Origin of the sequence: Halorubrum alkaliphilum, assembly GCF_017873815.1 — an archaeon.
GTDB classification, from domain to species: domain Archaea; phylum Halobacteriota; class Halobacteria; order Halobacteriales; family Haloferacaceae; genus Halorubrum; species Halorubrum alkaliphilum.
Genome location: NZ_JAGGKQ010000003.1, coordinates 182447 through 206284, shown reverse-complemented (window position 1 = coordinate 206284; position 23838 = coordinate 182447). Strand labels below are relative to the sequence as shown.

Annotated in this window: 22 protein-coding genes; 13 read left to right on the top strand and 9 right to left on the bottom strand. The window is 66.7% G+C overall.

The genetic code is table 11. The annotated features are described in order from the left end of the window. Nucleotides 1-12 precede the first annotated feature (12 nt). Both J2751_RS03485 and J2751_RS03480 read right to left on the bottom strand, forming a co-directional pair. The gene (locus J2751_RS03485) at nucleotides 13-924 is read right to left on the bottom strand and encodes an endonuclease V (protein ID WP_209483184.1); all 912 of its coding nucleotides are present in this window, start codon (nucleotides 922-924) and stop codon (nucleotides 13-15) included. Continuing rightward, the gene (locus J2751_RS03480; protein WP_209483183.1) at nucleotides 925-1893 is read right to left on the bottom strand and encodes a rhomboid family intramembrane serine protease; all 969 of its coding nucleotides are present in this window, start codon (nucleotides 1891-1893) and stop codon (nucleotides 925-927) included. 93 nt (nucleotides 1894-1986) lie between these two features. Here J2751_RS03480 and J2751_RS03475 point away from each other — a divergent pair, with 93 nt between their 5' ends. Further along, nucleotides 1987-2544 carry a metallophosphoesterase gene (locus tag J2751_RS03475; RefSeq protein ID WP_209483182.1) on the top strand — a complete coding sequence of 186 codons (558 nt, stop codon included), beginning with the start codon at nucleotides 1987-1989 and terminating at the stop codon, nucleotides 2542-2544. 37 nt (nucleotides 2545-2581) lie between these two features. Here J2751_RS03475 and J2751_RS03470 read toward each other — a convergent pair whose 3' ends face one another. Then, nucleotides 2582-3787 carry a multicopper oxidase domain-containing protein gene (locus J2751_RS03470; protein ID WP_209483181.1) on the bottom strand — a complete coding sequence of 402 codons (1206 nt, stop codon included), beginning with the start codon at nucleotides 3785-3787 and terminating at the stop codon, nucleotides 2582-2584. Nucleotides 3788-4016: 229 nt separating this feature from the next. Between J2751_RS03470 and J2751_RS03465 the strand changes: the two genes are divergently transcribed. After that, on the top strand, nucleotides 4017-5768 hold the full coding sequence (locus tag J2751_RS03465) for an aldehyde ferredoxin oxidoreductase family protein (protein ID WP_209483179.1): 1752 nt from the start codon (nucleotides 4017-4019) through the stop codon (nucleotides 5766-5768). A gap of 115 nt (nucleotides 5769-5883) precedes the next feature. Continuing rightward, on the top strand, nucleotides 5884-6774 hold the full coding sequence (locus J2751_RS03460) for a hypothetical protein (RefSeq protein WP_209483177.1): 891 nt from the start codon (nucleotides 5884-5886) through the stop codon (nucleotides 6772-6774). Nucleotides 6775-6789: 15 nt separating this feature from the next. Here the strand turns inward: J2751_RS03460 and J2751_RS03455 are convergent, their stop codons facing one another. Continuing rightward, on the bottom strand, nucleotides 6790-8397 hold the full coding sequence (locus J2751_RS03455) for a sensor histidine kinase (protein WP_209483175.1): 1608 nt from the start codon (nucleotides 8395-8397) through the stop codon (nucleotides 6790-6792). Nucleotides 8398-8399: 2 nt separating this feature from the next. Further along, nucleotides 8400-9074 (bottom strand): DUF5806 family protein, encoded by a 675-nt coding sequence (locus J2751_RS03450; RefSeq protein WP_209483173.1) that lies wholly within the window; start codon nucleotides 9072-9074, stop codon nucleotides 8400-8402. An 83-nt stretch (nucleotides 9075-9157) separates the two neighbouring features. Here J2751_RS03450 and J2751_RS03445 point away from each other — a divergent pair, with 83 nt between their 5' ends. From J2751_RS03445 to J2751_RS03430, 4 genes are all read left to right on the top strand, one after another. Then, nucleotides 9158-9526, top strand: coding sequence for a universal stress protein (locus tag J2751_RS03445; protein WP_209483170.1), 369 nt, complete (start codon nucleotides 9158-9160; stop codon nucleotides 9524-9526). Beyond that, a complete protein-coding gene (locus tag J2751_RS03440; RefSeq protein WP_209483168.1) occupies nucleotides 9523-10065 on the top strand; it encodes a GNAT family N-acetyltransferase in 543 nt (180 codons plus the stop codon). Before J2751_RS03445 ends, J2751_RS03440 begins: the two co-directional genes overlap by 4 nt. Nucleotides 10066-10192: 127 nt before the next feature. Continuing rightward, entirely contained in the window at nucleotides 10193-10804 is a 612-nt protein-coding gene (locus J2751_RS03435; protein ID WP_209483166.1) for an adenylate kinase, read from the top strand. A gap of 103 nt (nucleotides 10805-10907) precedes the next feature. Further along, on the top strand, nucleotides 10908-11819 hold the full coding sequence (locus J2751_RS03430; RefSeq protein ID WP_209483164.1) for a DUF106 domain-containing protein: 912 nt from the start codon (nucleotides 10908-10910) through the stop codon (nucleotides 11817-11819). 785 nt (nucleotides 11820-12604) lie between these two features. Here the strand turns inward: J2751_RS03430 and J2751_RS03425 are convergent. After that, nucleotides 12605-13888 carry a DHH family phosphoesterase gene (locus J2751_RS03425; protein WP_209483162.1) on the bottom strand — a complete coding sequence of 428 codons (1284 nt, stop codon included), beginning with the start codon at nucleotides 13886-13888 and terminating at the stop codon, nucleotides 12605-12607. 575 nt (nucleotides 13889-14463) lie between these two features. Between J2751_RS03425 and thiL the strand changes: the two genes are divergently transcribed. Beyond that, a complete protein-coding gene (thiL, locus tag J2751_RS03420; RefSeq protein ID WP_209483160.1) occupies nucleotides 14464-15384 on the top strand; it encodes a thiamine-phosphate kinase in 921 nt (306 codons plus the stop codon). Between the two features lie 44 nt (nucleotides 15385-15428). Here thiL and J2751_RS03415 read toward each other — a convergent pair whose 3' ends face one another. Continuing rightward, nucleotides 15429-16337, bottom strand: coding sequence for a PspA/IM30 family protein (locus tag J2751_RS03415; RefSeq protein WP_209483158.1), 909 nt, complete (start codon nucleotides 16335-16337; stop codon nucleotides 15429-15431). A 143-nt stretch (nucleotides 16338-16480) separates the two neighbouring features. Between J2751_RS03415 and J2751_RS03410 the strand changes: the two genes are divergently transcribed. Continuing rightward, on the top strand, nucleotides 16481-17449 hold the full coding sequence (locus tag J2751_RS03410) for a sugar phosphate isomerase/epimerase family protein (protein WP_209483156.1): 969 nt from the start codon (nucleotides 16481-16483) through the stop codon (nucleotides 17447-17449). A 2-nt stretch (nucleotides 17450-17451) separates the two neighbouring features. Next, complete coding sequence (locus J2751_RS03405; RefSeq protein WP_209483154.1) at nucleotides 17452-18585, top strand: Gfo/Idh/MocA family protein; 1134 nt, start codon at nucleotides 17452-17454, stop codon at nucleotides 18583-18585. Nucleotides 18586-18630: 45 nt separating this feature from the next. On the opposite strand, the gene J2751_RS03400 is transcribed toward J2751_RS03405, so the two are convergent. After that, a complete protein-coding gene (locus tag J2751_RS03400) occupies nucleotides 18631-19731 on the bottom strand; it encodes a putative sulfate/molybdate transporter (protein ID WP_209483152.1) in 1101 nt (366 codons plus the stop codon). A gap of 104 nt (nucleotides 19732-19835) precedes the next feature. After that, on the bottom strand, nucleotides 19836-20294 hold the full coding sequence (locus tag J2751_RS03395; RefSeq protein WP_209483150.1) for a type IV pilin: 459 nt from the start codon (nucleotides 20292-20294) through the stop codon (nucleotides 19836-19838). A gap of 148 nt (nucleotides 20295-20442) precedes the next feature. On the opposite strand from J2751_RS03395, the gene J2751_RS03390 reads away from it, so the two are divergent. The 3 genes from J2751_RS03390 to J2751_RS03380 all read left to right on the top strand — a co-directional run bounded on the left by J2751_RS03390 (nucleotide 20443) and on the right by J2751_RS03380 (nucleotide 23814). Next, on the top strand, nucleotides 20443-21060 hold the full coding sequence (locus J2751_RS03390; RefSeq protein WP_209483148.1) for a YIP1 family protein: 618 nt from the start codon (nucleotides 20443-20445) through the stop codon (nucleotides 21058-21060). A 181-nt stretch (nucleotides 21061-21241) separates the two neighbouring features. Then, the gene (locus J2751_RS03385; protein WP_209483146.1) at nucleotides 21242-23374 is read left to right on the top strand and encodes a DHH family phosphoesterase; all 2133 of its coding nucleotides are present in this window, start codon (nucleotides 21242-21244) and stop codon (nucleotides 23372-23374) included. A gap of 50 nt (nucleotides 23375-23424) precedes the next feature. Further along, on the top strand, nucleotides 23425-23814 hold the full coding sequence (locus tag J2751_RS03380; protein ID WP_209483144.1) for a hypothetical protein: 390 nt from the start codon (nucleotides 23425-23427) through the stop codon (nucleotides 23812-23814). Nucleotides 23815-23838 lie beyond the last annotated feature (24 nt).

Below are 23838 nucleotides of genomic sequence, written 5' to 3'. Positions count from 1 at the left end.
CTCGCCGGTGGATCAGTCCTCGCCGGGTAGCCGGCGTTTCACTCGGTCGGCGTGGGCGTCCGCGAGCCGTGTCGGCTCGGGGAGCTTGTAGCCGGCACAGGTTGCGGCGACGAGGTCAACGGTGGTTTCCGCCGACACGCGATGCCCGGGACTCACGTACAGGGGGTTCACCCGTCGGCTGTTCGGGTACTGCCGGGACTGATACGCGTGGCCGATGACCGTCCCCGGCTCCGCCGTCTCAACCCTGTTGTCGGCGCGTATCGGGGTTTGCCAGTCTGCTGGGCGCTCGTCGACCGACTCCACGGGCTCGCCACAGAGGAGCCGCTTTGCGACGCCGAGGCTCGGCAGATCCCGAATCACGCCGATATGCGTCGCGATCCCGGCCTCCCGGAAGTGGATCCGACCGGAGCCATCACAGACGAGGAGGTCTGGTTCCACGGAAAGCGCGTCGAGCGCGTCCAGCATCGGCGCGCCCTCCCGAAAGGCCAGCAGTCCCGGGACATACGGGATCGAGAGCGGCGTGACCGCGTGAGCGTACTCGATCACCGCCCCGTCGCGGATCGCCACGGCTGCGGAGACGGCGCGGTCGTGATCGGTGGTCCCGTCGTCTCCCGCTCCGTCGTCTCCCGCTCCGTCGTCTCCCGCTCCGTCGTCCCCGGCCTCGTTTTTCGTCTCTCCCGTGAGAAACGCCTGATCGATCCCGACGACGACCGGCGCGTCCGGATTCGACCCGTCCGACTCCGGCGTTGCCTCCGGCAGCCCCGTCGTCAGGTCGAACGCGTCGTCAATCGCGATGTCGGCGGGCTCGAACCCGAACTGGTCAGTAAACGCCGCACTGGCTGCTATCTCGCGCTGGAGTTCCGTCATCGACTCGTGGGAGAGCGACGGATCGGGCCGAAACTCGGGTCGCGGCGTCCGGGCCATCTACCGCCGACCCGGGCCGCCGGGACCGCCGGGGCCACCCGGACCGCTGGGACCACGGATCCCGCCACCCGATCGCATCCCACCGCGGCCGCGCGCGGAGTTCGCGAGGCTCTCGTTTCGTCGACCGAAGGCGAGGCCGACGACGAAGCCGAGCAGGTGTGCGAGGTGGGCGATGCCGCCGAGTCCCACGGCGGCGGCGAGGCTCGGGTCGACCACGAACGCAACGGAGATCGCCGCCGTTCCCCACGTGAGGTATTTGAGCTTCATCGGGATGATGAAGAACAGCAGGATCTCGAGGTTCGGCCGCCAGATAGTGAGCACGCCGAGGATCGCGAACGTCGCGCCGCTGGCCCCGAGCACCGCCACCGGCGCACCCGTGAGCACCCCCACCAGCGCATGGCCGATTCCCGCAACCACGCCGGCAACGAGGAAGAAGCCGAGAAACTTCTTGGATCCGACCGCGCGCTCGACGAGCGGGCCAAAAAAGAACAGCACGATGCTGTTCGCGATGATGTGGAACAGTCCAACAGGATCGTGCGCGAACACCGCCGTCACCCACGTCCAGACCTGCCACAGTGCGTTCGACTCGAGGACGAACAGTTGGTTGTGAAGCTCCCCGCCGCCGACGGCGAGCGCAACCCACTGCCCGACCATCGTGAGCCACATAGCCGCGAGCAGAACGTACGTCGCGTTTCCGCGGAAGTACCCGACTATCCCGCCGGTGCTCGTCGCCCGACTCGCGCGGCGCTTCACGCGCCCCGCGATCCCATCGGTATCGGCAGCGCGGTTCCCGCCCTCAACGCTGTCGTCGAAGCCGCTGTCGAAGACGGCCTCGGGATCGTCCCACTCGGAGAGTCCGGGACAGTCGTGGTTCTCCGGCAGCCGATGCTCCCCACAAAAGGTCTTTCCGCACCGCTTACACTGGTACGGGAGGTTCTCGTACTCCCCACACTCGTCGCACGTCGCCATTACCCGGAGTTACGGGGGCGCTCGTAAAGCGGTTTGGCTCTCGGATGACGGTGCCAACACTCTATACGCTTCGCCTTCCTCAACCGAGTAGCGATGCTCATCGGGATCGTCTCCGACACTCACGACGACCTCGCCGCCGTCGAGGCGGCAATCGACCTGTTCGAATCGGCCGGCGTCGACGCTATCGTCCACTGTGGCGACTTCGTCGCACCCTTTTCAGTGACCCCGTTCGACGTCGGCGGCGACGACGCGCCCGACTTCTACGCCGTCCGCGGCAACAACGACGGCGAGTGGGCCGTCGAGTCGACCGTCGAGTCGTTCGGCGAGTATCTCGGCGAGGCGGGAACGCTCTCGTTCGAGACGGACGCGCGGGTCCAAGGTGGGAGCGAGGGGGACGCGGTCGAGATCGCGGTCACCCACGGCACGAGTTCCGTCGTCGTCGACGCGCTCGTCGACTGCGGCGACTACGACTACGTGTTCCACGGCCACACCCACGCACACGGGGTCGAGGAGCGTGACGGCACCGTCCGCGTGAATCCGGGCGGGATGCTGATCCCGGTCGAGGGCGCGGACGACGCGTTCCACGCCGCGACGCTCGACACGACCGTTTCCGGCGTTGGGGCGGTCGAACACCACCAGTTGGGTTTATAAAAGGAACGCGGGCGGTTCGTCTGCGAGTCCTGCCCGACTACCCCTCGTGCCCGGCCATCTCCATCAGATCGGCGAACTGCTCGGTGTCGAGCGCATCCTCGTACACGATCCCGGTGAGCATGCCGCCGGGATACGTGTCACCGTTCATCACGTGGTTCACCTTGTGACAGTGCATCGCGTAGATGCCCGGGTCGGCGTCAGCGGTGAACTCAAGCGTCTTCCGTTCTGCGGGCGACAGCGGAACGACATCCTCCTTGTGTCGGGTCGCCTCCGGAATCGTGCCGCCGTCCTTCTCGACGACCTCGAACCGGTGGTTGTGAGTGTGCATCGAGTGGGACTGATAGCCGTTGTTCGTGACGTGGACGCGGACGCGGTCACCCTGCTCGACTATCATCGGTGAGCCCTCTTCGGGATGGAGACTGTAGGGGGCACACCTGCCGTTCACCGTGAACGCGTCGGGGTTGCGGTCGCGGTGGGAGAAGTCGACGTCGCCGCCGGCGGTCGACGCCGACAGCCGGGTGTCCCAGTCTTTCACCGTCATGAAGAACTCCTTGTCCGGCGGCTCGTAGTCGACGGGGTCGACGCGGAGGATCCCGTACATCCCCAGATCGAGGTGGTTCTGCGTCTGGAAGTGGCAGTGGTAGAGATGCGTCCCGGGGACGTTCGCGGTGATCTCGTAGGTCTCCGACTCACCCGGCGCAACCTGTCTCCCCGTCGTCGTCGGCGCGCCGTCGTCCATCCAGCTTTTTTCTAGCGCGTGGACGTGGAACGTGTGGGGACGGTTGTGCTCGGAGTTATCGTAGGTGATCTCCATCTCGGTCCCTTCCGTGACGCGGAGTATCGGGCCGGGGACGCTCGGCTCCGTGTCGGTGGTCTTCCATCCCCACACCTCGGGGAGCTCCCACGGTCCACCGCGAGCGTCGTTGCCGAGGAGCTGGTGACGACACGGTTCGGTCGAGAGCGTTACCGCCCCGTCGGTCTCGTCGAGATCGATCGTCTGCGGCGGCGCGGTGTACGAATAGTCCGTCTCGACGGCCGTCGAATCGCCGGCCGACCAGTCCGAAACCTGCTCGACGACCGTCTCCTCGCCGCCGCCCGCGTTCGCGTTCGCGTCGCCTCCGTCCCGGCCGCTCACCTGCGGTCCGGTACATCCCGCCAGTCCAGCGGCTCCGACCGCTGCCGCCGCCGAGAGAAAGCGCCGTCTGGATACAGTACGTCGATTGGACCCGTTCTCGTTGCTCATTACGGTCCGAGATGCGAGCCCAGTGCGGTTAAAAAGGGTTCAGGATGCTCTCCACGTAAGAACGCGGGTTCGAGGCGTAGTGTTTATCCTATCCAAATGCCAACTTCACCGTCACCGTTCCTCACGGAGGTCGCCACCGTTTCTCACAGACGTATGGGACGGACGCCCACGACGCCAGTCGTGGGTCACTGACCCGGAGCTTTATCGCTCTGCCGACGAAGCGTTCCCCATGAGACACGCGCAGGGGCCGCTCCTCACGATCGACCTGACAGAACGGACGGCCACGACGGAGCCGATCGACGACCGTCTCGCCGAGTTCGTCGGCGGTCGAGGGCTCAACACCCGGCTCGCGTACGACCGGATCCCGGCCGACGTCGACCCGCTCGGCCCGGAGAACCGGCTGTTCCTCTCGACCGGTCCGATGCAGTACTCGACGACTTCCTACACCGGGCGGATGGCGGCCACGACAGTCTCGCCGCTAACGAACGGGCTCTGTTCATCGAATGCGGGCGGGTTCCTCTCGCGGAACTTCGTGGGCGCGGGCTACGGTGCGGTCGAGATCGTCGGCGAGAGCGACGAACTCCTCGCCGTCCACGTGCGGGAGGCCGACGCCGACGGAACGCCGACCGTGGAGTTTGAGGCGGTCCCGGACCTCGCGGACGCCGAGGTCCCCGCCGTCTCCGACCGGTTCGCCGACACGCACGGACTGGAGGCGGAACACGTCGCCTGTATCGGTCCGGCCGGTGAGAACGAGGTCCGGTTCGCGTCCGTCATGACCTCGGACACGCGGGCGTTCGGCCGCGGCGGCCTCGGCGCGGTGTTCGGCGCGAAGGACCTGAAGGCGATCACATTCGAGGGTGACGGCGTGGCGCAAAGCGCCACGGGCAGCCGGACGGCGTCCGGCGACGCCGACGCCGACATCGATATCGAGTGGCCCGACGACGCGGGAGACGTCCACCGGGAGGCCGCGACCTCCGACTCGATCATGAAGCGGCAGGGGACCGCGAGCGTCACCGAGCTCGCCAACGAGGTGGACGCGCTTCCCTCGTACTACTTCTCGGAGACGTCCTTCGAGGGTGCGGCAGGGATATCCGGGGACCGCGTCGAGGAGAAGAAGTACAAGAAGGGGACCTGTTCGCAGTGTGCGTTCGCCTGTAAGCTTCCGACGCGCGACGAGGTGCGGGGGATCGAGACGGAGGGCCCGGAGTTCGAGACGGTGATGGCGTTCGGTAGCAACGCCGGCGTCGACGACGTCGTCGACGTCATGCGCTCGAACGAGCTGTGTGACGAACTCGGGATGGACACCATCTCCTGTGGCGACGTCGTCTCGATGTACCTCGAATCCGAGGGCGAGTTCGGCAACGCGGAGCTGGTCCACTCGCTCGTCGAACGGATCGCCCATCGTGAGGGCGTCGGGGACGTGCTTGCCGAGGGCGTCCACCGCGCCCACGAGGCGTTCGACGTGGACGACTGGACGGTCAAGGGGATGCCGTTCCCGGGACACGACGGTCGAACGTTGAACGGACAGGGGCTCGGATTCGCGACCTCGAACCGCGGTGCCGACCACATGTACGGCGAGTTCTACCCGTACGAGTACCCGCTCGTCGGCAAGGACGAGGCCCTCGATCCGACCGGGCTGGCGGGGAAACCACCTAAACTCGTGGCCAAGGAGAACCGGAACGCCGTGCTCGACTCCGCGGTGATCTGCAAGTTCTCGCGAGGGGTCGTCACCGACGACCGGCTCGCCGCCCTGCTCGACGGAGACTACGAGGACCTACTTGAGCTCGGCGGCCGGATCGTCCAGTTGGAGCGCGCGTTCAACAACGCCCGCGGCTTCGACCGCGGCGACGACGAGCTCCCCTACGACATCGACGGGTTCGACGAGGCGCTGTCGACCTACTACGAGATCCGCGGTTGGAACGACGACGGGACGGTCCCGGGATACGACGACGGCGCAGTGGCCGGGGTCGCGGACGACTGACGGGCCGTGCCTCCGCCTCCATTGAGAACGGCTGACGAGGAGGTTCGCGCCGGTGACGAAAACGGCTCTTTGTGTCACCCGTGTCCTTTTGCGGGCCCCGGTACAGCACCCGAGCATGGACAGACGTGGGGTTCTCGTGAGGGCCGTCGGGGCGATCAGCGGGGCCGTCACGCTCGCCGGGAGCGGTGGCTGCGTCGAGCGGATCGGCATCGTGAACCCGTCGCTTGCCGAGCGTGAACGGCCGGACCGGCCGGAGTCGCTCACCGAGTCATCCGTCGTCGGGTACGTGGCCGAGTTCGAGGCGGCGCGTACGCACAACGTCTACGCCGACGCCGGGGCGACGGCCGTCGACCTGACGACGACGGCGACGTTCGACCATGAGACCGACGGCGGCTATCACGTCACCGCACGACACGTCGGGACGGTCCATCGTGAGGAGGACGGAGGCCACTCTGCCGACGAGATCCGTTCCCCTCCCGTCCCCTATCGCGTCACCGACGAGGAGACGATCCGGCTCTCCGTCGAGCGCGAACGTGTCGAAACGAGCGCAGTCCCGGAAAGCGCGGACGACGCAGTCCCGGAAAACGAGGCCGAGGGGGGGTCCGAGGACGGCAACGACGCGAACGCGGAAGACGGAAACGACGAAACCACCAGTACGCCGCTCGGCGTCCGCCTCTGTAACGTTCTCGACCGCCCACGCGAGATGGACGTCGAGGTGATTCGTCACGAATCGTCGGAAGCGGTATCACCACTCGTTGACGGGGCGACCATACTGGACGCAACCCGGACGGTCAACGCACGGCGGGCGATCGAGTTGCGGGGGATCACGGCGGTACCAGGGACGTACCGCGTCATCACGCGCGTCTCGGAGGACGGTCTGACCGGCGAGGGGCGGATCGACGTCGATCTCCCGGGGGTCGATCGGGAGCCGAACGTCGACGTGCTATCGAGCTCCGAGGGACTGTCAACGCGGCCGCTCGCGGCGTTCGACTCCGATTTGTCCTAGGCGTTCGACTCCGATCTACCCCCCCGAACGTCCGCGATCAGCGTCGATCACCTCGCTATCGTGGAACCGGAAACACGCCCCCCCGTCGTCGCTCTCGACGATATCGACGTTCCAGCCGTGTGCGTCCGCGATCTCCGCGACGATCTTCAGGCCGAACCCGGTCCCGTCGTCGTCGGTGGTTACGCCCGCCTCGAACACCTCCTCGCGTCGATCCGGGTCGATGCCCGGGCCGTCGTCCGCGACGTAGAACCCGTCGCCGTCCGGGAGGGAACCGACCGTGACGACCACGTCGTCGCCGGCGTGCCGGACCGCGTTTCCGAGCAGGTTCTCGAACAGCTGCGCGAGTCGACTTCGGTCGGCCGAGACGATCACGTCGTCCGCGACGACGATACGGTCCGGATCCATGCCGACGGTCGTTCGCACCTCCTCGACCAGCGTCGCGAGCCGAACCGGCTCCGCTTCGTCGACGACGTTCCCCTGACGAGCGAGCGTCAACAGATCCGCGATGATCGCCTCCATGCGGTCGAGCGCGCTGGCGACCGTCGCGAGCTCGTCGTCCGCACCGTCGGTCGTCTCGCGAGCGATCTCGACGTGCCCCGCCGCGACGTTGAGCGGGGTCCGGAGGTCGTGAGAGACGAGGCTCGCGAACTCCTCGAGCCGGTCGCGCTCGCGAGTGACGTCCGCCTCGCGGGCGCGGAGCTGTCGTTCCCGCTCTATCCGGACGAACACCATCGTGACGCTCGCCCCCCATAGCCTCGCGACCGTCCGGTCGGGCGCGTCGAGCGCGTCGGGCTCCGCCGACCCGACGTTCAACACCCCGTACCGACCGAGCGGGACGATCAGCTCGCTTCGGATCGGCGTGTCGGGATTGTGACGGTCGGGATCGTCGTGTACGTTCGGGACGTATCTGGGTTCGCCCGTCTCGAACGCCTCCCACGAGAGGCTGTTCTCGCCGGCGGTATACGTCGGGTGTTCTCCGATCAGGTCGTCGGACGCGTCCGTCCACGCCGCCGGTTCGAGGGTGTCCGTCTCCTCGTCGTGAAGCCAGATGGCGGCGATCGAGAGACCGAGCACGCCGTCGATGTACTCGACGGCTGCCTTTGCGGCAGCCTCCCTGTCGGTCGTTTTCAGCAGTTCCTGTGTCGCGCCGTGGAGCGCCGTGAGCGTCTCGGTCCGACGGTGGAGCTCGACGTTTCGGGCACGTTCGCGGCTGAAGTCCACGACGGTCGTGACCACCCGCGTCTCCCCGTCGAGATCGACCGGCGTTAACCCGATCCGAACGGGGATCGTCGCGTCCGCGTCGGCATCGTCGCTCTCATCGATATCGTCGTCCGCATCGGTATCGGCTCCCTCGCGGTGACTGGCATGACGGGCGTACAGGTCCGGCCCGTCCGCGATCGACACTGCAGTCGGGTCCCGAAAGTACCGGTCCCACGAGAACTCGTCGGGATCCCCGGAGTCGACCAGCACGTCCGCGACGTCCCGTCCGACCAGAGCCTCGCTCGGCCGGCCGAACACCGCCTCGACGTGCCCGTTCCCGGACTCGATCGTTCCGTCTTCGTCGACGACCAATGCCGCATCCGAGATGGCATCGAGGATCCCGGCATCGTGATCGGGTGGCACGGTCAGTCCTCCGTCGGTTCGTGGACGTGGCCACACTCCGGACAGCGGACCTCCTCGCCACGGAGATCGGCCGAGGAAGCGCGCACCTCGCGCATCACCTCGCTGATCCGGTCCTCGGCCTCCAGTTCGTCGGCGACCGCGAGGTCGACGCCCTCGACTTCGAGGAGGAACTTCGCGACTTCGGTCACCTCGTACATCATTTCGTCGAGGTCCTCGGCGGTGAAGAAGCCGGACATCGCGCCGTAGAGGAACGTCGCCCCGGACTTGGTCACCTTCTCCTCGAAGGAGTATCGAGCCTGATTGACCGCCTGCGGAGTGTACGTGTCCGTCATGAAGGGAACGAGTTCCGGGAGGTTTTCGCCGATCTTCGTCATTTCGACGCCGGTCTCCGTCCGGAAGTCCGCACAGAGCCGCGCGATGGCCCACTCCCGGGCCGTAACGTAGGTTCGGTCCCGGAGGAAATCGTTAACGCGCTCGTAGCGTGCGCCGTCCATCTTCTTGAACCGCTCGTACTTTCGGACGTCCGGCGGGAGATCGTCGCCTCCGGTTCCGTCCGCCTTGCCGGCCTCGTCGACGCCGCCGTTCTCGTCCGCGTCGCTCGCGTCCGCCACGTCCGCGTCGCTGCCGGCCCCCTCATCGTCGGGGACGTCCGCCGGAGAGCCGGAGGAGTCGTTCATATCGACACCACTCGGCGTGTGAACAAAAGGGTTGTCGGTGCCGCCGGCGAACGCTTTTCTTCCCCGGCCGTGAGTGGGTGCGTATGAAGGTACTCTGTGGGGTCGGCGGAAGCGACGACTCGATCCGCGCCCTCGATCGGGCGGTCGATCGGGCCGCGCTGGCCGACGACGATCTCACCGTCGCGGTCGTCGAGAACCCCGACTCCTCGACCGATACCGATGACATGGTCAAGCGTGCGGAGGAGGCGATCGCCGAAGCCGGGATCGACGCCGAGGTCCGCCGAGTCGAGGGTGATCCCGGTAGCCGACTGGTCGAGATCGCCGAGCGCGAGGCGTTCGACGAGGTCGTCCTCGGAGGCGGCACCACCAGTCCCATGGGAAAGATCACGATCGGGCCGATAGCCGAGTTCGTCCTGTTGAACGCCAAAACCTCGGTCACGCTCGTCAGATGAGCGACCGACGGTATCCGGACGAGGTGACGGAGGACTTTCCGGCACCGCCGGTGACGTTCGTCGACCGTGAGGATCGGGAGATCGAGGTTCGCCCGTACGACGGCTCGGAGGCAGCCTACGAGGCGCTCGTCACGATGTACGACTCCTTCGATCCGGCCGACCGAGCGCAGGGGATCCCCCCCGGCGGCGAGACGCGGATCCGCGACTGGTTGGACGCGATCCTCGCCGAGGACTGCCTCAACGTAATCGCGTGGTGTGGCGACGACGCCGCGGGCCACGCGACGCTCGTCCCCGACGAGGCGGCGGTGTACGAACTCGCCATCTTCGTCCACCAGACCTACCAACGCGCCGGTATCGGGACGCATCTCATCCGTACGCTGCTGGGCCACGGACAGACCTCAGGAATCGAAAAGGTGTGGCTCACCGTCGAACGGTGGAATCGGGCCGCGGTCTCATTGTACGAGAAGATCGGCTTCGAGACCTCGAACGCGGAGAGCTTCGAGTTGGAGATGGCGCTCCGCCTGAACGACGCGGAGTGAGCGAGATGTGGAGTGAGCGAGACGGGAAGGATAGCCGGCTCGGGTCCCGATCGAACGAGCCCGTGCCAACCGGCAGTCGTTGGCGGCGATCTTCAAGGCTTTACGTGCGGGCGGCGAGCGCTCGAACATGAGTCATCGGATCCTGCTGTTGGGCGCGCCGGGCGCAGGTAAGGGAACCCAGAGCAAGAAACTCGCCGAGGAGTACGGGATCGATCACGTCACGACCGGCGACGCGCTCCGCGCGAACAAGGACATGGAGACCGAGTTCGGGACGCCCCGCTCGTTCATGGAGGCGGGCGAACTCGTCCCGGATCCGGTCGTCAACGAGATCGTGAAGACCGCGCTATCGGACGCCGACGGGTTCGTTCTCGACGGCTACCCGCGGAACCTCGATCAGGCCGAGTACCTCTCCGATATCACCGACCTCGATGCGGTCGTCTTCCTCGACGTGGACGACGAGGTGCTCGTCGATCGACTAACCGGTCGACGGATGGATCCCGAGACGGGCGAGATCTATCACGTCGACTTCGACTGGCCCGACGACGAGACGATCCGGGAGCGACTCGTCCAGCGCGAGGACGACCAGGAGGACACGGTCCGCGATCGGCTGGAGGTATACCGGGAGAACACCGAACCCGTCATCGAGCATTTCCGGCAGGAGGGCGACCTCGTCGAGATCGACGGCGAGGCGACCCCCGAAGAGGTCTTCGACCGGATCCGCGACGTCATCGAGCCATAAGGCAGTCATCGGGTCACAGGATCGAGCGGGTCGATCTATGATACCGACCGTGTAGACGACGATCCTACAAGGTTCTTAACCATCGGCTACGAACTGTGTTGTAATGAGCAAGGTCGAACGGCGGGTTCGGTCGCTGGTCCGGGAGGACAGCGAGATGCGGGACGCACTCGGGGTCGTCCTCGATCGCGCCGACGACGGCGAGGTCCAGTGGGTGGACGTCCGCGACGAGATCACGAGCGGGCAGTGGGGCCGGCTCATCGAGAAGGAAATCCTCGTCGACGGGGAAACCGGCTTCGCGATCGCCGACCTCGACGGGATCGAGGAGGGGTTGGAGGAGGACGACGACCTCACGAGCGGCGGCGACTTCGAGACGCCCGAGACCACGTCGTGGACGAAGTGGGACAAGCTGGCGCTGGTCGCGACGCTCGGCGCGTTCGTCGGCTACGCGGTCGCGCCCGTCCGGAACCTGATAGCCGGCTCCATCGACCTCGTCTTCGGGCCGTTGATGGGGATCGTTCCTTTCTACGTCGTCATCATGGTGCTCGCGCTGGCGACGGGGCTGTACTCGACGCTTCTGCGCGCCGGCCTGATGGACATGGAGAAGATGAGCATGTATCAGGACCGGATGAAGGACATCCAAGAGCGCCGCAAGGAGGCGAAGGAGCGCGACGACGACGAGGCGCTCGACGCCATCCAAGAGGAGCAGATGGAGGCGATGGGCGATCAGCTCGGGATGTTCAAGGAGCAGTTCCGCCCGATGGTGTGGATCATGTTTCTCACCATTCCGGCGTTCCTCTGGATGTTCTGGGTCGTCGGCTACCGCGGCGCGGAGGCCGCCTACCCGGCGATCGCTGCCCAAGAGCTCGTCGTCCCATTCGCCGGAAGCATCACTTGGGAGACGGGGATCATCGGGCCGATCCAGATGTGGATCGTCTGGTACTTCTTCTGCTCGATGGCGTTCACCCAGCTCGTTCAGAAGAGCCTGAACATCAGCATGTCGCCGACGTCGTCGTAACGAGCGGACTCGGTTCGACGGCGTTTATGAGCCTGCGTGGCTTCGTTGAAAACCCGTTTTCAGATACAATACTGTCTGAAACACCCGTTCGGTGACGAGTGCGTAGTGATCGATTCCGGGAGTGGGTCTCTCAAATCGGCAGCAACGTGATCGTATTTAAAAGGACTGTGAGCGGCTGCGACGATCGTTTATAAATGAACACCGCGGTGGCGCGCCGGCTGCCAGAGAATCTTCGATTCTCGCTGGAGCCCGGAACGGCGCTTTAAGCGCCGTTCCGGCGAGGCTGGGGAGGCGTGAGGTGCGGGTGCTGTGCGGGGTGGGGCTCAAAGGGGCAGCCTGCTCCGGGAAGACGGGTGACGCAAGCACTCAAAAGGGCGAGCATAGCGAGCCCTTTTGAGCGCGCAGCGAGCCCCTCGACCGGAGCAGGCTGGGGCTTTGGAAGTCTTCACCGACGATTTGTCGCTAACCGCTTATAAATGAACAGCTGGAGAAGCAGAGCCGCTCACCACAGCACCATCTACTTATAAACAGCCGCCAGCAACACCAGTACCCCACTTATAAACACCTACCAAACCGTATTGCGAGACCCACTCCCGCCATCACTCACGACCGCGTCTGTACTGGCCGCAGGGAGAGAGAAACGTCACTTTCTACTGATTTCAACGGAGCCACCTGATCGGAACTTCACACCGTCGGTCACGGATCGCCGCTGACGACACGAACACGCTCAATCGACCTCTCGTATTTATAAGCGCTAGCGGATCTACGTCGACCGCGGTCGGCCGCTACCCGTCGTCGTCAGGGATATCGTCGGTCTCTCCGGCGGCGACCTCCTCGGCGACCGCCTCGAACGCGGCGAGGATCACGCGTTTACAGGCCTGCCCGTCGGTGGTCCAGTGATGGGCGTAATCCAGCATATCGTCGTAGATATCCGGCTTACAGCCGGCCGCCTGCGGGTGGCCGCCGCCGTTCACCTTGTCGGCGACCTCGTGGGCGTGCTGGAAGTCCTCCGATCCGCGGATCGAGGCCGAGCCGGCGGGTTTGACGATCACGGCGGCGTCGGCCCCCTGCTCGCGTAACGTCTCGGCGACCTCGTTCTGTGAACACCGGCCGTACGTCACCGCGACGCGCCAGTCGCCCACCTCGTGAGTGATCGCTCGGTCGACCGCGGCATCGATTCGGGCCGCCTTCTCGACCCGACGGGACTCGACGTATTCGAGAACCGTTTCCGGGAGGTCCGCGCCGTACGCGCCGACGACGGTCGCGTACTCCTCGCTGCCGGCCCAGTAGGAGTAGTCCGCGAGGTCGTCCGAGCGGGGGTCTTCCTTGATCCAGAGGTCGTGGTCGCGCGTGACGACGGCCAACTCGCTCCATCGGTCCTCGAACTCGTACGGGAGCGACCGGAGCGTCACGTCCGCGGTACACTCCTCGTCTGACTCGCCGATCGTCAGGTCGACGCCCGCCTCCCGAACCGCGTCCGCGACCGACTCGTCCCACTGGTGGTGGTCGAACCACCGGATCGACGCGGTCGAGCCTGCGAGTGATTCGAGTTGGTCGGCTATCAGCTCGAACTCGTCGGGACAGAGGTCACAGACGTACAGATCGATGTCGTCGTCCGCGTACGCGACGACGCGTTCGAGCGCGGTGTCGAGCGAGTACGGCCCCGCCGGCACCAACCCGACCGAGGAGAGCGTGTGAGGGTGTTCGGTGGGATCGTCGACGTTGCTTTCGGCCCCCGCACCATCATCCTCGTCGTCCTCAGTTCCTACACCATCATCCTCGTCGTTCCTTTCTTCCTCGTCCCCGTCAGCCAGTCGCTCGGCGATGGCTGCCTCGAACGCCTCGACGTCGAGCGCGGCGTCGTACGTCTCGCGGATCATCGCCGCACAGGCGAGTCCGTCGGCGTCGCCGTCGGCGATCACGACCGCCTCGCTGCCCTCGATGGCCTCGCGCGCGCGCCGCTCCGCACGCTCGTCGTCGAGCGAATCGGGATAAAAGAACCCCTTGCCCGGGAGGCGGGTGTACCGCGATCGGGCCATGCCGGCCTCGTCGATGAGATCGTCGTCCATACCACCAGCGCGGGCGGCAGGCGGAAAACTCCGCCGCTCTCGGTCGACGAGGGGGGTTCGGTTACCCCGTCCGTGTGTCGGCGGGTCGCTCTCGCGCGCCACACGTGAACGTCGTCGTGTCGGGGCGGGGCCCCGAGCGCCCCGCCGCCATCGGGACCGCTGTCGACGCAGCCGTCCGTCCGCGCGTCCGAGCAGAGCGGCGAGCGGCGTCTGTGGACTCGCTCGCGAATCGATCGTCGGCGTTCGTTTCGGCTCGGTTCGTCGTGTCGGTTGGTGCCGGGTCGGTCGGTGTCGTGTCGTTAGGTGTCATCATCCGGTCGTATGGGTGGTCGTGGTGGTGGTCCCGCGTTCGATCCGTTCGTCCGTCGAGTCGCCGTGCGCCCGCGTACTGGTACTGACATCGTAACCGGAACGTCCGGCGACGGGATAATAAACATAACGATAGATCATGATAATGTACGATATGTTGTCTTATCTCCTTAATTGGTTGGTGCTACCGCGAACCACACTTGCTTTCGGTCGAGCGTCCTCGCGGACCGATCCGTTATATTCGTGCGGGTGCCGTGCGTTCCCCCGTGAACGAGCGCGACGCCCTTCGACGACTCGCCGCCGACCTCCCGCACGCTGGCGACGACGCGGCCGTCGTCGACGACACGGTGATCACGACGGACATGCTCCACGAGCGAACCGACTTTCCGCCCGGGTCGACCCGGTACACCGCCGGTTGGCGCGCGGTCGGCGCGTCCCTCTCGGACGTGGCGGCGATGGGGGCCGAAGCGACGGCGGCGGTGGCCGTCTACGCCGACGAGGCGTTCGACCCGACCGAGCTGGACCGGTTCGTCGCCGGCGCGGTCGACGTCTGTGAGACCGTCGGCGGCGAGTACGTGGGCGGCGACCTCGACACCCACACGGAGTTCACCACCGCGACGACCGCGATCGGATCGGTGACGGCGGCGGGAGCGGTGTATCGCTCCGGGGCGAACCCCGGCGACGCGGTCTGCGTCACCGGGGAACTCGGGCGGTCGGCCGCGGCGCTTCGGCTGTTCGAGCGCGGAACCGAGGCCGCGGTCGACCGTGCGAACGACCTGTTTCGCTTCACGCCGCGGGTCGCCGACGGTCGCGTCCTCGCCGGATCCGCGACGGCAATGATGGACTCCTCGGACGGCCTCGCCCGGTCGCTTCACCAGCTCGCGGAGGCGAGCGAGGTCGGCGTCTCGCTCGACCGCGACGCCCTCCCGGTTCATCCCGCCGTCGACGACGTGGTGGAAGGAAGCGGCACCGACGACGCCACGAGCGACACCGCCGACCGGTTCGAGCTGGCGGCCCATTTCGGCGAGGACTTCGAGCTCGTCTGTACGGTCCCGCCGGACGCCATCGAAAGACTTCGCGAGACGTGTCCCGCGGGTCTTACCCGAGTCGGGACTGTCACGCGTGCCGATGGAGGCGTCACCGTCGACGGTGACGCGCTCCCCGATCGCGGATACACGCACGGCTGATAGTCGGGAGCGACGGGACGCGATCAAAACCCGGTATCAGCGTCTCAGTTTCGTGGCTCGTCTGCGTCGACTTCCGACTCCTCCAGCTCCACGTCTGTTTCGACCTCCTCGTCCAAGTCGATATCGAGATCGTCGTCCTCGAGATCGGCCTCCAGATCCGACTCGTCGAGGTCCGTCTGGAGGTCGTCGAGCTCGGCGTCGATCTCCTCGTCGGTCGCGGATTCGCTCTCCCCGGTGTTCTCGGCCGGCGGGTCCGCCTTTCCGAGCTCGCCTTTCAGCGTCTCCAGCTCGGAGTCGACCTCGCTGTTCGTCGTGAGCCCGTCGAGCTCGCGGTCGATGTCGTCCTTGTCGGAGAGCGCGTCCTCGAAGGCCCCCGAGTCCTGAAGCTCGTCCATCGCTTCCGCGCGCGCCTCCATCTCCTCGGTCCGCTCCTCGGCCCGTTCGATGGAACGGCCCACGTCCTCCATCTCGTCGCCGACGCCGGTCATCGCCTCCGAGACGCGCGAGGAGGCCTCGGCCGCCTCGTAGCGGGCCTTCATCGTCTCCTTTTTGGTGCGGAACTCCTCGATCCGGTTCTGGAGCTCGTTCTTCTTGTCGACGAGCTGTTCCTGCGTGCCGTTGAGCTCGGCTATCTGTCCTTCCAGCTCCTCGATCTGGCTCATCTTCGATTTCTTCTTTTCGAGGGCCTTCCGCGCGAGGTCGTCCCGGTCCTGCTGGACCGCCTCGCGAGCCTGTCGGTTGTGCTTCTCGACGTTCTCTTCGAGCTTGCGCTTCTGGATCTCCAGCCGCTTCTTCTGGGTCGTCAGGTCCGCGATACCCTGTTTGACGTCCTGGAGCTCGTCGCGCATCTGTTCGTACGAGTAGTCGAGCGTCTCCGTCGGATCCTCCGCCCGGTTGAGGAGGGCGTTCATCTTCGAGCGGATGACGTAGGAGGCGCGCGAGAGGATTCCCATACCCGTCATACACGCTCCACCCGTTAAAACCTCATGTGGTTCGTCCGCCGGAGACCGTGGATCGTGCGGGATCCGAACGTCCGGATCGAGAGAGCCGGGAAACTACCTGAACACTTATTCGGCCGGTTGTCCGATCCCCGGGTATGGACCTCGGCGTACTAACCGTTCCACTCGGCGATCAGTCGATCGACCAAGCGTTCGCGTACCTCTCCGACCTCGGGGTCGACGCGGTCGAACTCGGCGTCGGCGGCTGGCCGGGGGAGGGACATATCGACCGTCAGGCGTACCTCGACGACGACCGCGCGCAGGCGGAGCTCGACGAGCTGCTCGATGAGTACGACCTCCGGATCTCCGCGCTGGCGACCCACAACAACCCGTTACATCCCGAGGAGGAGCGGGCCGACGATGCCGACCGCGAGCTGCGTGAGGCGATCGAGCTGGCCGACCAGCTCGGCGTCGACACGGTCACCTGCTTTTCCGGGTTGCCGGCGGGCGCACCCGGCGACTCGACGCCGAACTGGATCACGGCCCCGTGGCCGAACGAGCACGCGGAGGCCCACGAGTACCAGTGGGACGAGGTCGCGATCCCCTACTGGGCCGACCTCGCGGAGCACGCCGACGCCCACGGCGTCGACGTCGCCATCGAGATGCACCCGAACATGCTCGTCTACGAGCCGACAGGGCTGCTCGCGCTCCGCGAGGCGACCAACGAGCGGATCGGCGCGAACTTCGACCCCTCACACCTCTACTGGCAGGGCATCGACATCACCGAGGCGATCCGCTTTTTGGGCGAGCACGACGCGATCCACCACTTCCACGCGAAGGACACGAAGGTGTACGAGTCGAACGTCCGCCTGAAGGGGGTTCTCGACACGACCGTGTACACCGACGAGCCCGACCGGTCGTGGCTGTTCCGCTCCATCGGCTACGGTCACGACGAGAGCCACTGGAAGGACGTCGTCTCGACGCTCCGGATGGTCGGCTACGAGGGGGCGCTCTCGATCGAACACGAGGACTCGCTCACCTCCTCGCGGGAGGGACTGGAGAAGGCGGTCGACGTCCTCTCGCGAGCCGTCTTCGAGACGGAACCGGGTGAGGCGTACTGGGCATGATGATGACCGACACACCGCTGAAGGTCGGCGTTCTGGGGTATCGGTTCATGGGCAAGGCGCACGCCAACGCGATGGCGCGGCTCCCGATGTTCTTCCCGGACGCGCCGGCGATCGAGCGGCACACGCTCGTCGGGCGGGACGAGGAGGCGCTCGCGACGGCGGCCGACCGGTTCGGCTTCTCGCATACGGCGACCGACTGGGCGGACGCCATCGAGGACGTGGACGTCTTCTACAACCTCGGGCCGAACCACGTCCACGTGGAGCCCTCGGTCGCGGCGCTCGAAGCCGGCGTACCCGTCCTCTGTGAGAAGCCGCTCGCGCCCACGCTTGCGGGTGCCGAGCGGATGCGCGACGCGGCCGCGGCCGCCGACGTGCCCGCCGGCTGCGCGTTCAACTACCGGTTCGTGCCGGCGATCCGATACGCGCGGGGCCTGATCGCGGACGGCGAAATCGGCGAGATCCGACAGGTACGCGGCCGATACCTCCAAGACTGGCTCGTCGACCCCGAAGCGCCGTGGGCGTGGCGAATGGACGAGGAGCTTGCGGGCTCCGGCGCGCTCGGCGACCTCGGCGCACACACCATCGATCTTGCCGGGTTCCTTCTCGGCGACGCGGTCGGCGGGATCGATCGCGTCTCGGGACACCTCACGACGTTCGTCGACGAGCGCCCCGTGCTCGGCGACGACGGGGATATCGAGGAGTATCGTGACGTGACCGTCGACGACGCCTTCAGCGCGCAGGTCGCCTACGAGTCGGGCGCGACGGGGACCTTCGAGGCCTCGCGGTTCGCGACCGGTCACAAGAACGACCACACGATCCACGTCCACGGCTCGAAGGGCAGTCTGAAGTTCTCGCTCGAACGGCTCAACGAGTTGGAAGTGCTCCACGAGGGAACCCGCGGCTACGAAACCGTCCTCGTCACCGACGAGACGGACCCGTACGTCGACCACTGGTGGCCGCCGGGCCACGTGCTCGGCTGGGAGCACACGTTCGTCCACGAGAACTACGAGTTCCTCTCGTCGGTCGCGGAGGGCGAGGAGTTCTCCCCCTCCTTCGAGGAGGCGTATCGGGTCCAGTGCGTGCTCGACGCGATCGAGCGCTCGGACGAGCAGGGTGAGTGGGCGTCGGTCGAATAGCGGGCGGGACCCCTCGTGGTCCGTCTCGCTCCGATCGAGGGTCGTTCAGTCACTCCGTGAGACGCGTTCGAGCACCAGATGGGCGACGACGCCGACGAGGAAGGCGATGCCGAGGTTCGTGAACAGGGTCAGGAGTCCAATGCTCGCTGAAAGCGCGAGGTTCGAGGAGCGCACCACGCTCTTCCCGAGCGACACCGAGACGACCGCGAGCAACACGCCGAGCATCGCCAGCGGGAACGCTCCCAACAGTGCCGTCGTCGCGACGAACACGGCACCGAGATAGAACACGCCCAACACGACGTTGGCTCCACCGGTCCGCGCTCCGAACTCGTGTTTTCCGGCGACGCCGTCACAGCCGTGACACATCGGGATCCCCCCGATCGGGACCGCAACGAGGTTCGTTACTCCCATGCTCGTCGATAGGTCGTCCGGAGAGACGTCCTCGTCGAACAGGTCGGCGAACAGTAGCGAGGTGGCGAGCGCCGCGTTGCCGATCGTCATCGCCAGCTGTGCGAACACGCCCTCAACTGTTCCCCGCGTGAACCCCTGGGCGATCGGTGGCACCGGCGGGAGACCGGGCCACTGTGGCGACGGGAGCCCTGCCGTCCCGACGGCGACCAGCGCACCGGCGGCCAGAACTGCCAACGCGCTGGCGTTCCGATGGCCGACGAGGACGGTCACGGCGGCGATCACCACTCCCACGCCGGCGAGAAACGGGTCCTCGCCCGCGAGCCGGAGACCGGTCTCCAACAGGAGCAGCCCCACGGCGAACTGGACGCCCCGGACGACGGGTTCGCCGATCCAGCGCTCAAGACTCGCCAAGGTCCCCGTGAGTCCGATCGCGAGGAGGACGACCGCCAGAACCAGTCCGGCCAGCGCGAGTTCGGCGTAGGTGAGAGCTCCGGCGATGGCGAGCGCAACCAGTGCCTTCATCGGCTCCACCGAGATCGGCAACCCGTACGCAACCCCCCAGACGATCTGGAAGACCCCGAACGCGAACAACACGTGTGGGAGCGATACGTCTGTGAGGAGCGCGAGCGCGATGACCAGCGGGAGAACCGTAAGCGAATCCCCTATCGCCCCCGTTATCTCCTTCGAGCCGAATTCGAGACGACGGGAGGAAGAGAGATCGGAAAAAAACGGCATCTGAACGGGGTATGGGCCGTACCGACTTGAACGCGTTCAGAAATCTCTCACGGCTTCGCGAACGATATTTGTAACTAGATACGGTTATGAGGTTCCTTCGCCGCTCAGTCGAGCGGGTCGGAGCCGAGGGGGTCTGCCTCGTCCCAGCCGTCGGTGTCGACGTCGTTCTCGCTGTAGCTGGCGAGCGTCTCGGTTCGGGCGAACGCAACGGGCTCCCACACTATCTCCAGATCCTCGTTGCCGGTCGCCTCGGGAACCGTGATCCGATCGCCCGGCCGTACGACGCCGTCGCCGGGCCATGCGCCGAAGGTCACTTCCTCGTTCGGGTCCTCTCCGCGGACGTACAGTTCCTCGGCGGGGACCGGATCGGGGCCGAGCGCGGTGACGACGATGTCCCCGCTCTCGTGTTCGACTTCGAACTCGGCGTCGGGCGGGGCGACCCCGTCGATGAGTCCGAACACCGCGGCACCGACGACGGCGAGCAGCAACACGACGACGCCGACGAGGACGCCGCTTCCCGCCAGCGGGGTGAAAGCGCGGTCGTCGACCCGGAACCCGTTCATTCGTGGGCAACTCCGTCCGGGCTCGTATAAGGGTTTACCCGCCGACTATCAGCACTGATATCAGTCGTTCCGAGAGCGTCTCGGGGGAGCCGTGGGAAGGTCGTCCGGGATCGGAACCCCGTTATTCCGGGCGGTCCTATCGGGAGACGTGACATCGTGGACGACCGATCCGGAGGGAGGACGCGCCCGCGGCCCCCGTGGGTTGACTCGCGCGTGGATCGAGGTACTGGTTCGCCCGCGCCGGTTCTTCACGAACGGAGTGGGCCCCGGGGACCAGGCGCCCGGGCTGACGTTTGCCGCGGTCGTGGCCGCCGCCTACACGATCGGCTGGGTCCTCGCGGATCCGGGCATTGTGCCGGCGATCGCCGAGTCAGTCGCCCTCTCGGCGGTCGTCGTCGTGCTGGTCGTTACTGCGCTGGCGGCTCCGGTCGGACTCCACCTGACCGCGGCGGTGGCGACGGTGTCGTTGATCGTCGCCAGCATCGACGTCGGAGATCGATCGCCTTCCCGGGACCGCGGGGGCGTCAGCGAGACCGTGCAACTGGTCGCGTACGCGAGCGCACCGATGGCGCTCGCCGGACCACCGATCCCCGCGCTCCGGATCGCCTGTGGCGTCTACGCGGGACTCCTGTTGTGTCTCGGCGTCAGCGTCGTCCACCGGACCACCCCGATCCGGACGCTGATCGCCGCGGCCCCACCGGCGGTGCTCGGCTACGGAGTCGGCTATCGAGTCGTCGCCGCGGCGCGAGGGCTGTTCGGCGGGTGAACCGCGTCTCCGACTGAGGGGGACCGGTCGACTTTCGACAACCGTTTTAGGCGTGACCTTCTGGGTACACATAAATGTATCAGCGCGCCATTCGCAGCGTCTCCGTCCGCGATCGTCCCCGTGACAGTCACGAGGAGAACATCGCGTCCGAACGCCGAAACACCGAATCGACCTCAGCGACATGAACTGGGACAACTTACACGACCAGGACGTCGTGTACGACTTCCGTGGAGACTCGCCCGACCAACTCGTCGCCGACCGTTTCTATCGCGGCGTCGTCGACGGATACGCCGAGTTCGGCGTGTTCATCGATCTGGCACCCGGCGTCACCGGACTGCTCCACCGCTCGGAACTCGACCGCCGTCTCGACAGCTTGGAGTGGGAGCCCGGAGACGAGGTGTTCGTTCAGGTGAAAGGCGTCCGTGACAACGGAAACATCGACCTCGCGTGGTCGATCCGACAGACCGAACGCGAGTTCCGCGGCGTTCTGATCCACGACGGCGACACCGAGTACCCGCCGGAGGCGGACGACGAGGGTGACGGATCGGAGACCGACGAGGAGTCCGGTGCCGACGCCGCCGGGAGCGACGACGAAGCGGACGCCGACGCGACAGAGAACGAGGTCGACGCCGAAGCCGGCACTGACGACCACGACGCCGAAGCCGGCACTGACGACCACGACGCCGAAGCCGGCACTGACGCCGAAGCCGGCACTGACGACGAGGACAACCACGAAATCGAAGCTGACGCTGACGACGAGGACGCCGACATCGCGGTCGCTGATGACGATGTCGACGCCGGAGACGAGGACGACGAGCTCGAACGCGTCGCCATCGAGGCCCTCACCGACCGCGTCGGCGACGCGGTTCGGCTGGAGGGCGAGGTCGTGAGCGCGCGTCAGACCGGCGGTCCGACCGTCTTCGAACTCCGAGACGAGAGCGGCGTCGTCGACGCCGCCGCGTTCGTCGAGCCCGGCGTCCGCGCGTACCCCGACGTCGAGATCGGCGACGCGGTCCGGATCGACGGCGAGGTCGAGCGCCGCCGCGGCGACCTTCAGGTCGAGACCGACGCGCTCGCCGTCCTCGACGGTGAGGCGGCCGAAACGGTTCGCCGACGACTCGCGGAGGCGCTGACGGCAGAGGCCCGACCGGAGGGGCTCTCGCCGCTCGCCGGCGACGAGGCGGTCGCCGAGCTCGGCGAGGGGTTGTTGGACGCCGCGGAGGCGATCCGGCGTGCGGTGCTCGAATCACGCCCCGTCGTCGTCCGACACCCCGCCACCGCCGACGGCTACGTCGCCGGGGCGGCGGTCGAGCGGGCCGTACTCCCGTTGATCCGCGAGGAGCACGCCAAAAGCGACGCGGAGTACCACTACTTCACCCGTCGTCCGCTGGAGGATCCCGTCTACGGGATGAACGACGCGACGAACGACGCCACCCGAATGCTACAGGACCGGGATCGACACGACGAGAAGCTCCCGCTGTTCGTCCTCGTCGGAACCGGTTCCACGGTCGAGTCCGCGGACGGGCTCGAACTGCTCTCCGTCTACGGCGTCGACGCGGTCGTGGTCGACGCCGCCGTCGCCGACCCGGAGACCCGCGAGACGGTCGACACGCTGGTCTCGCCGGAGCTCGAATCGGTTGACGACGACCTCTCGACCGGCGCGCTCGTCGCGTCGCTCGCGTCAGCCATCAACGACGAGGTCCGCGACGACCTCGTCCACCTCCCTGCGGTGAGCTACTGGGCGGACACCCCTGACCGCTACGTCGACCTCGCACGCGACGCCGGCTACGACCTCGAACGAGTCGCCGAGCTCCGCGAGGCGGTCGCGCTGGAGGCTTACTACCAGTCGTATCAGGACAAACGCGAGCTCATCACGGATCTCCTGTTCGATGACGGCGGCGACCTCGCCGCACACGTCTCTGAGCAGTTCCGCGAGAAGCTGGAAACCGAGATCGAGACCGCGAGCGCGAACGTCGTCACCGAGGCGGTCGACGGCGTGGAGTTCGCGCTCCTCGACACCGACAGCTACACCCACCGATACGACTTCCCGCCGACGCCCCTGCTGCTCGACGACCTCCACCGTCGTCACGCCGACGGTGAGCCGCTCTCGACGGTCGGGATCGGGACCGACGAACTGTACGTCCGCGCGACCGCGGACGTCTCTGTCCGCGCGATCGCCGAGCGTGCCGCTGAGATCGCACCCGCTGCCGACATCTCCACGGCCGGCCTCCGCGAGGGGAAGATCGAGTTCCTCTCGGGCGAGCGTGACGCCGTGGAGGACGCCGTCGTCGCCGCGGTCGCCGAACAGTTCTAAGCCCGGGCGCGGCCACAACTCTCTCGTTCACGGCTGGCGTACGTCGGGTAATGTCATCTCATGACGCTGAGCTGGTGATAGAGACGTGGCAGCTTCGCGAACGGGTCCTCCCCCGAGTCCCGCCGAGCGGGTGGGGGACGGTCGACCGACTCCGCGAGGCGGTGTGTCTCGCGGTGGCGTGTTCGGTCGACGGCGTCGAGCACGTCGAACCGTTCACGGGCCGGGCCACGGAACGCGAGCGGTTCGATGCGACGGTGACCGCGGAGTCGCTCGACGCCGAACACGTGCGCGTGGTGACGCCGACGTCAGAGCCCGCATCAGCGGAGCCCGCATCCGGCTCGGACGCGACCAACGCCTCGGAGGTGGCGAACGGACGCACGGACGACTTCGCCGAGACGACGGAGCAGTTCGACCTCGAGGAAGCCCTTGACCGTCTGTGACCGGCTCGCGGCGAGCAGTGGGGA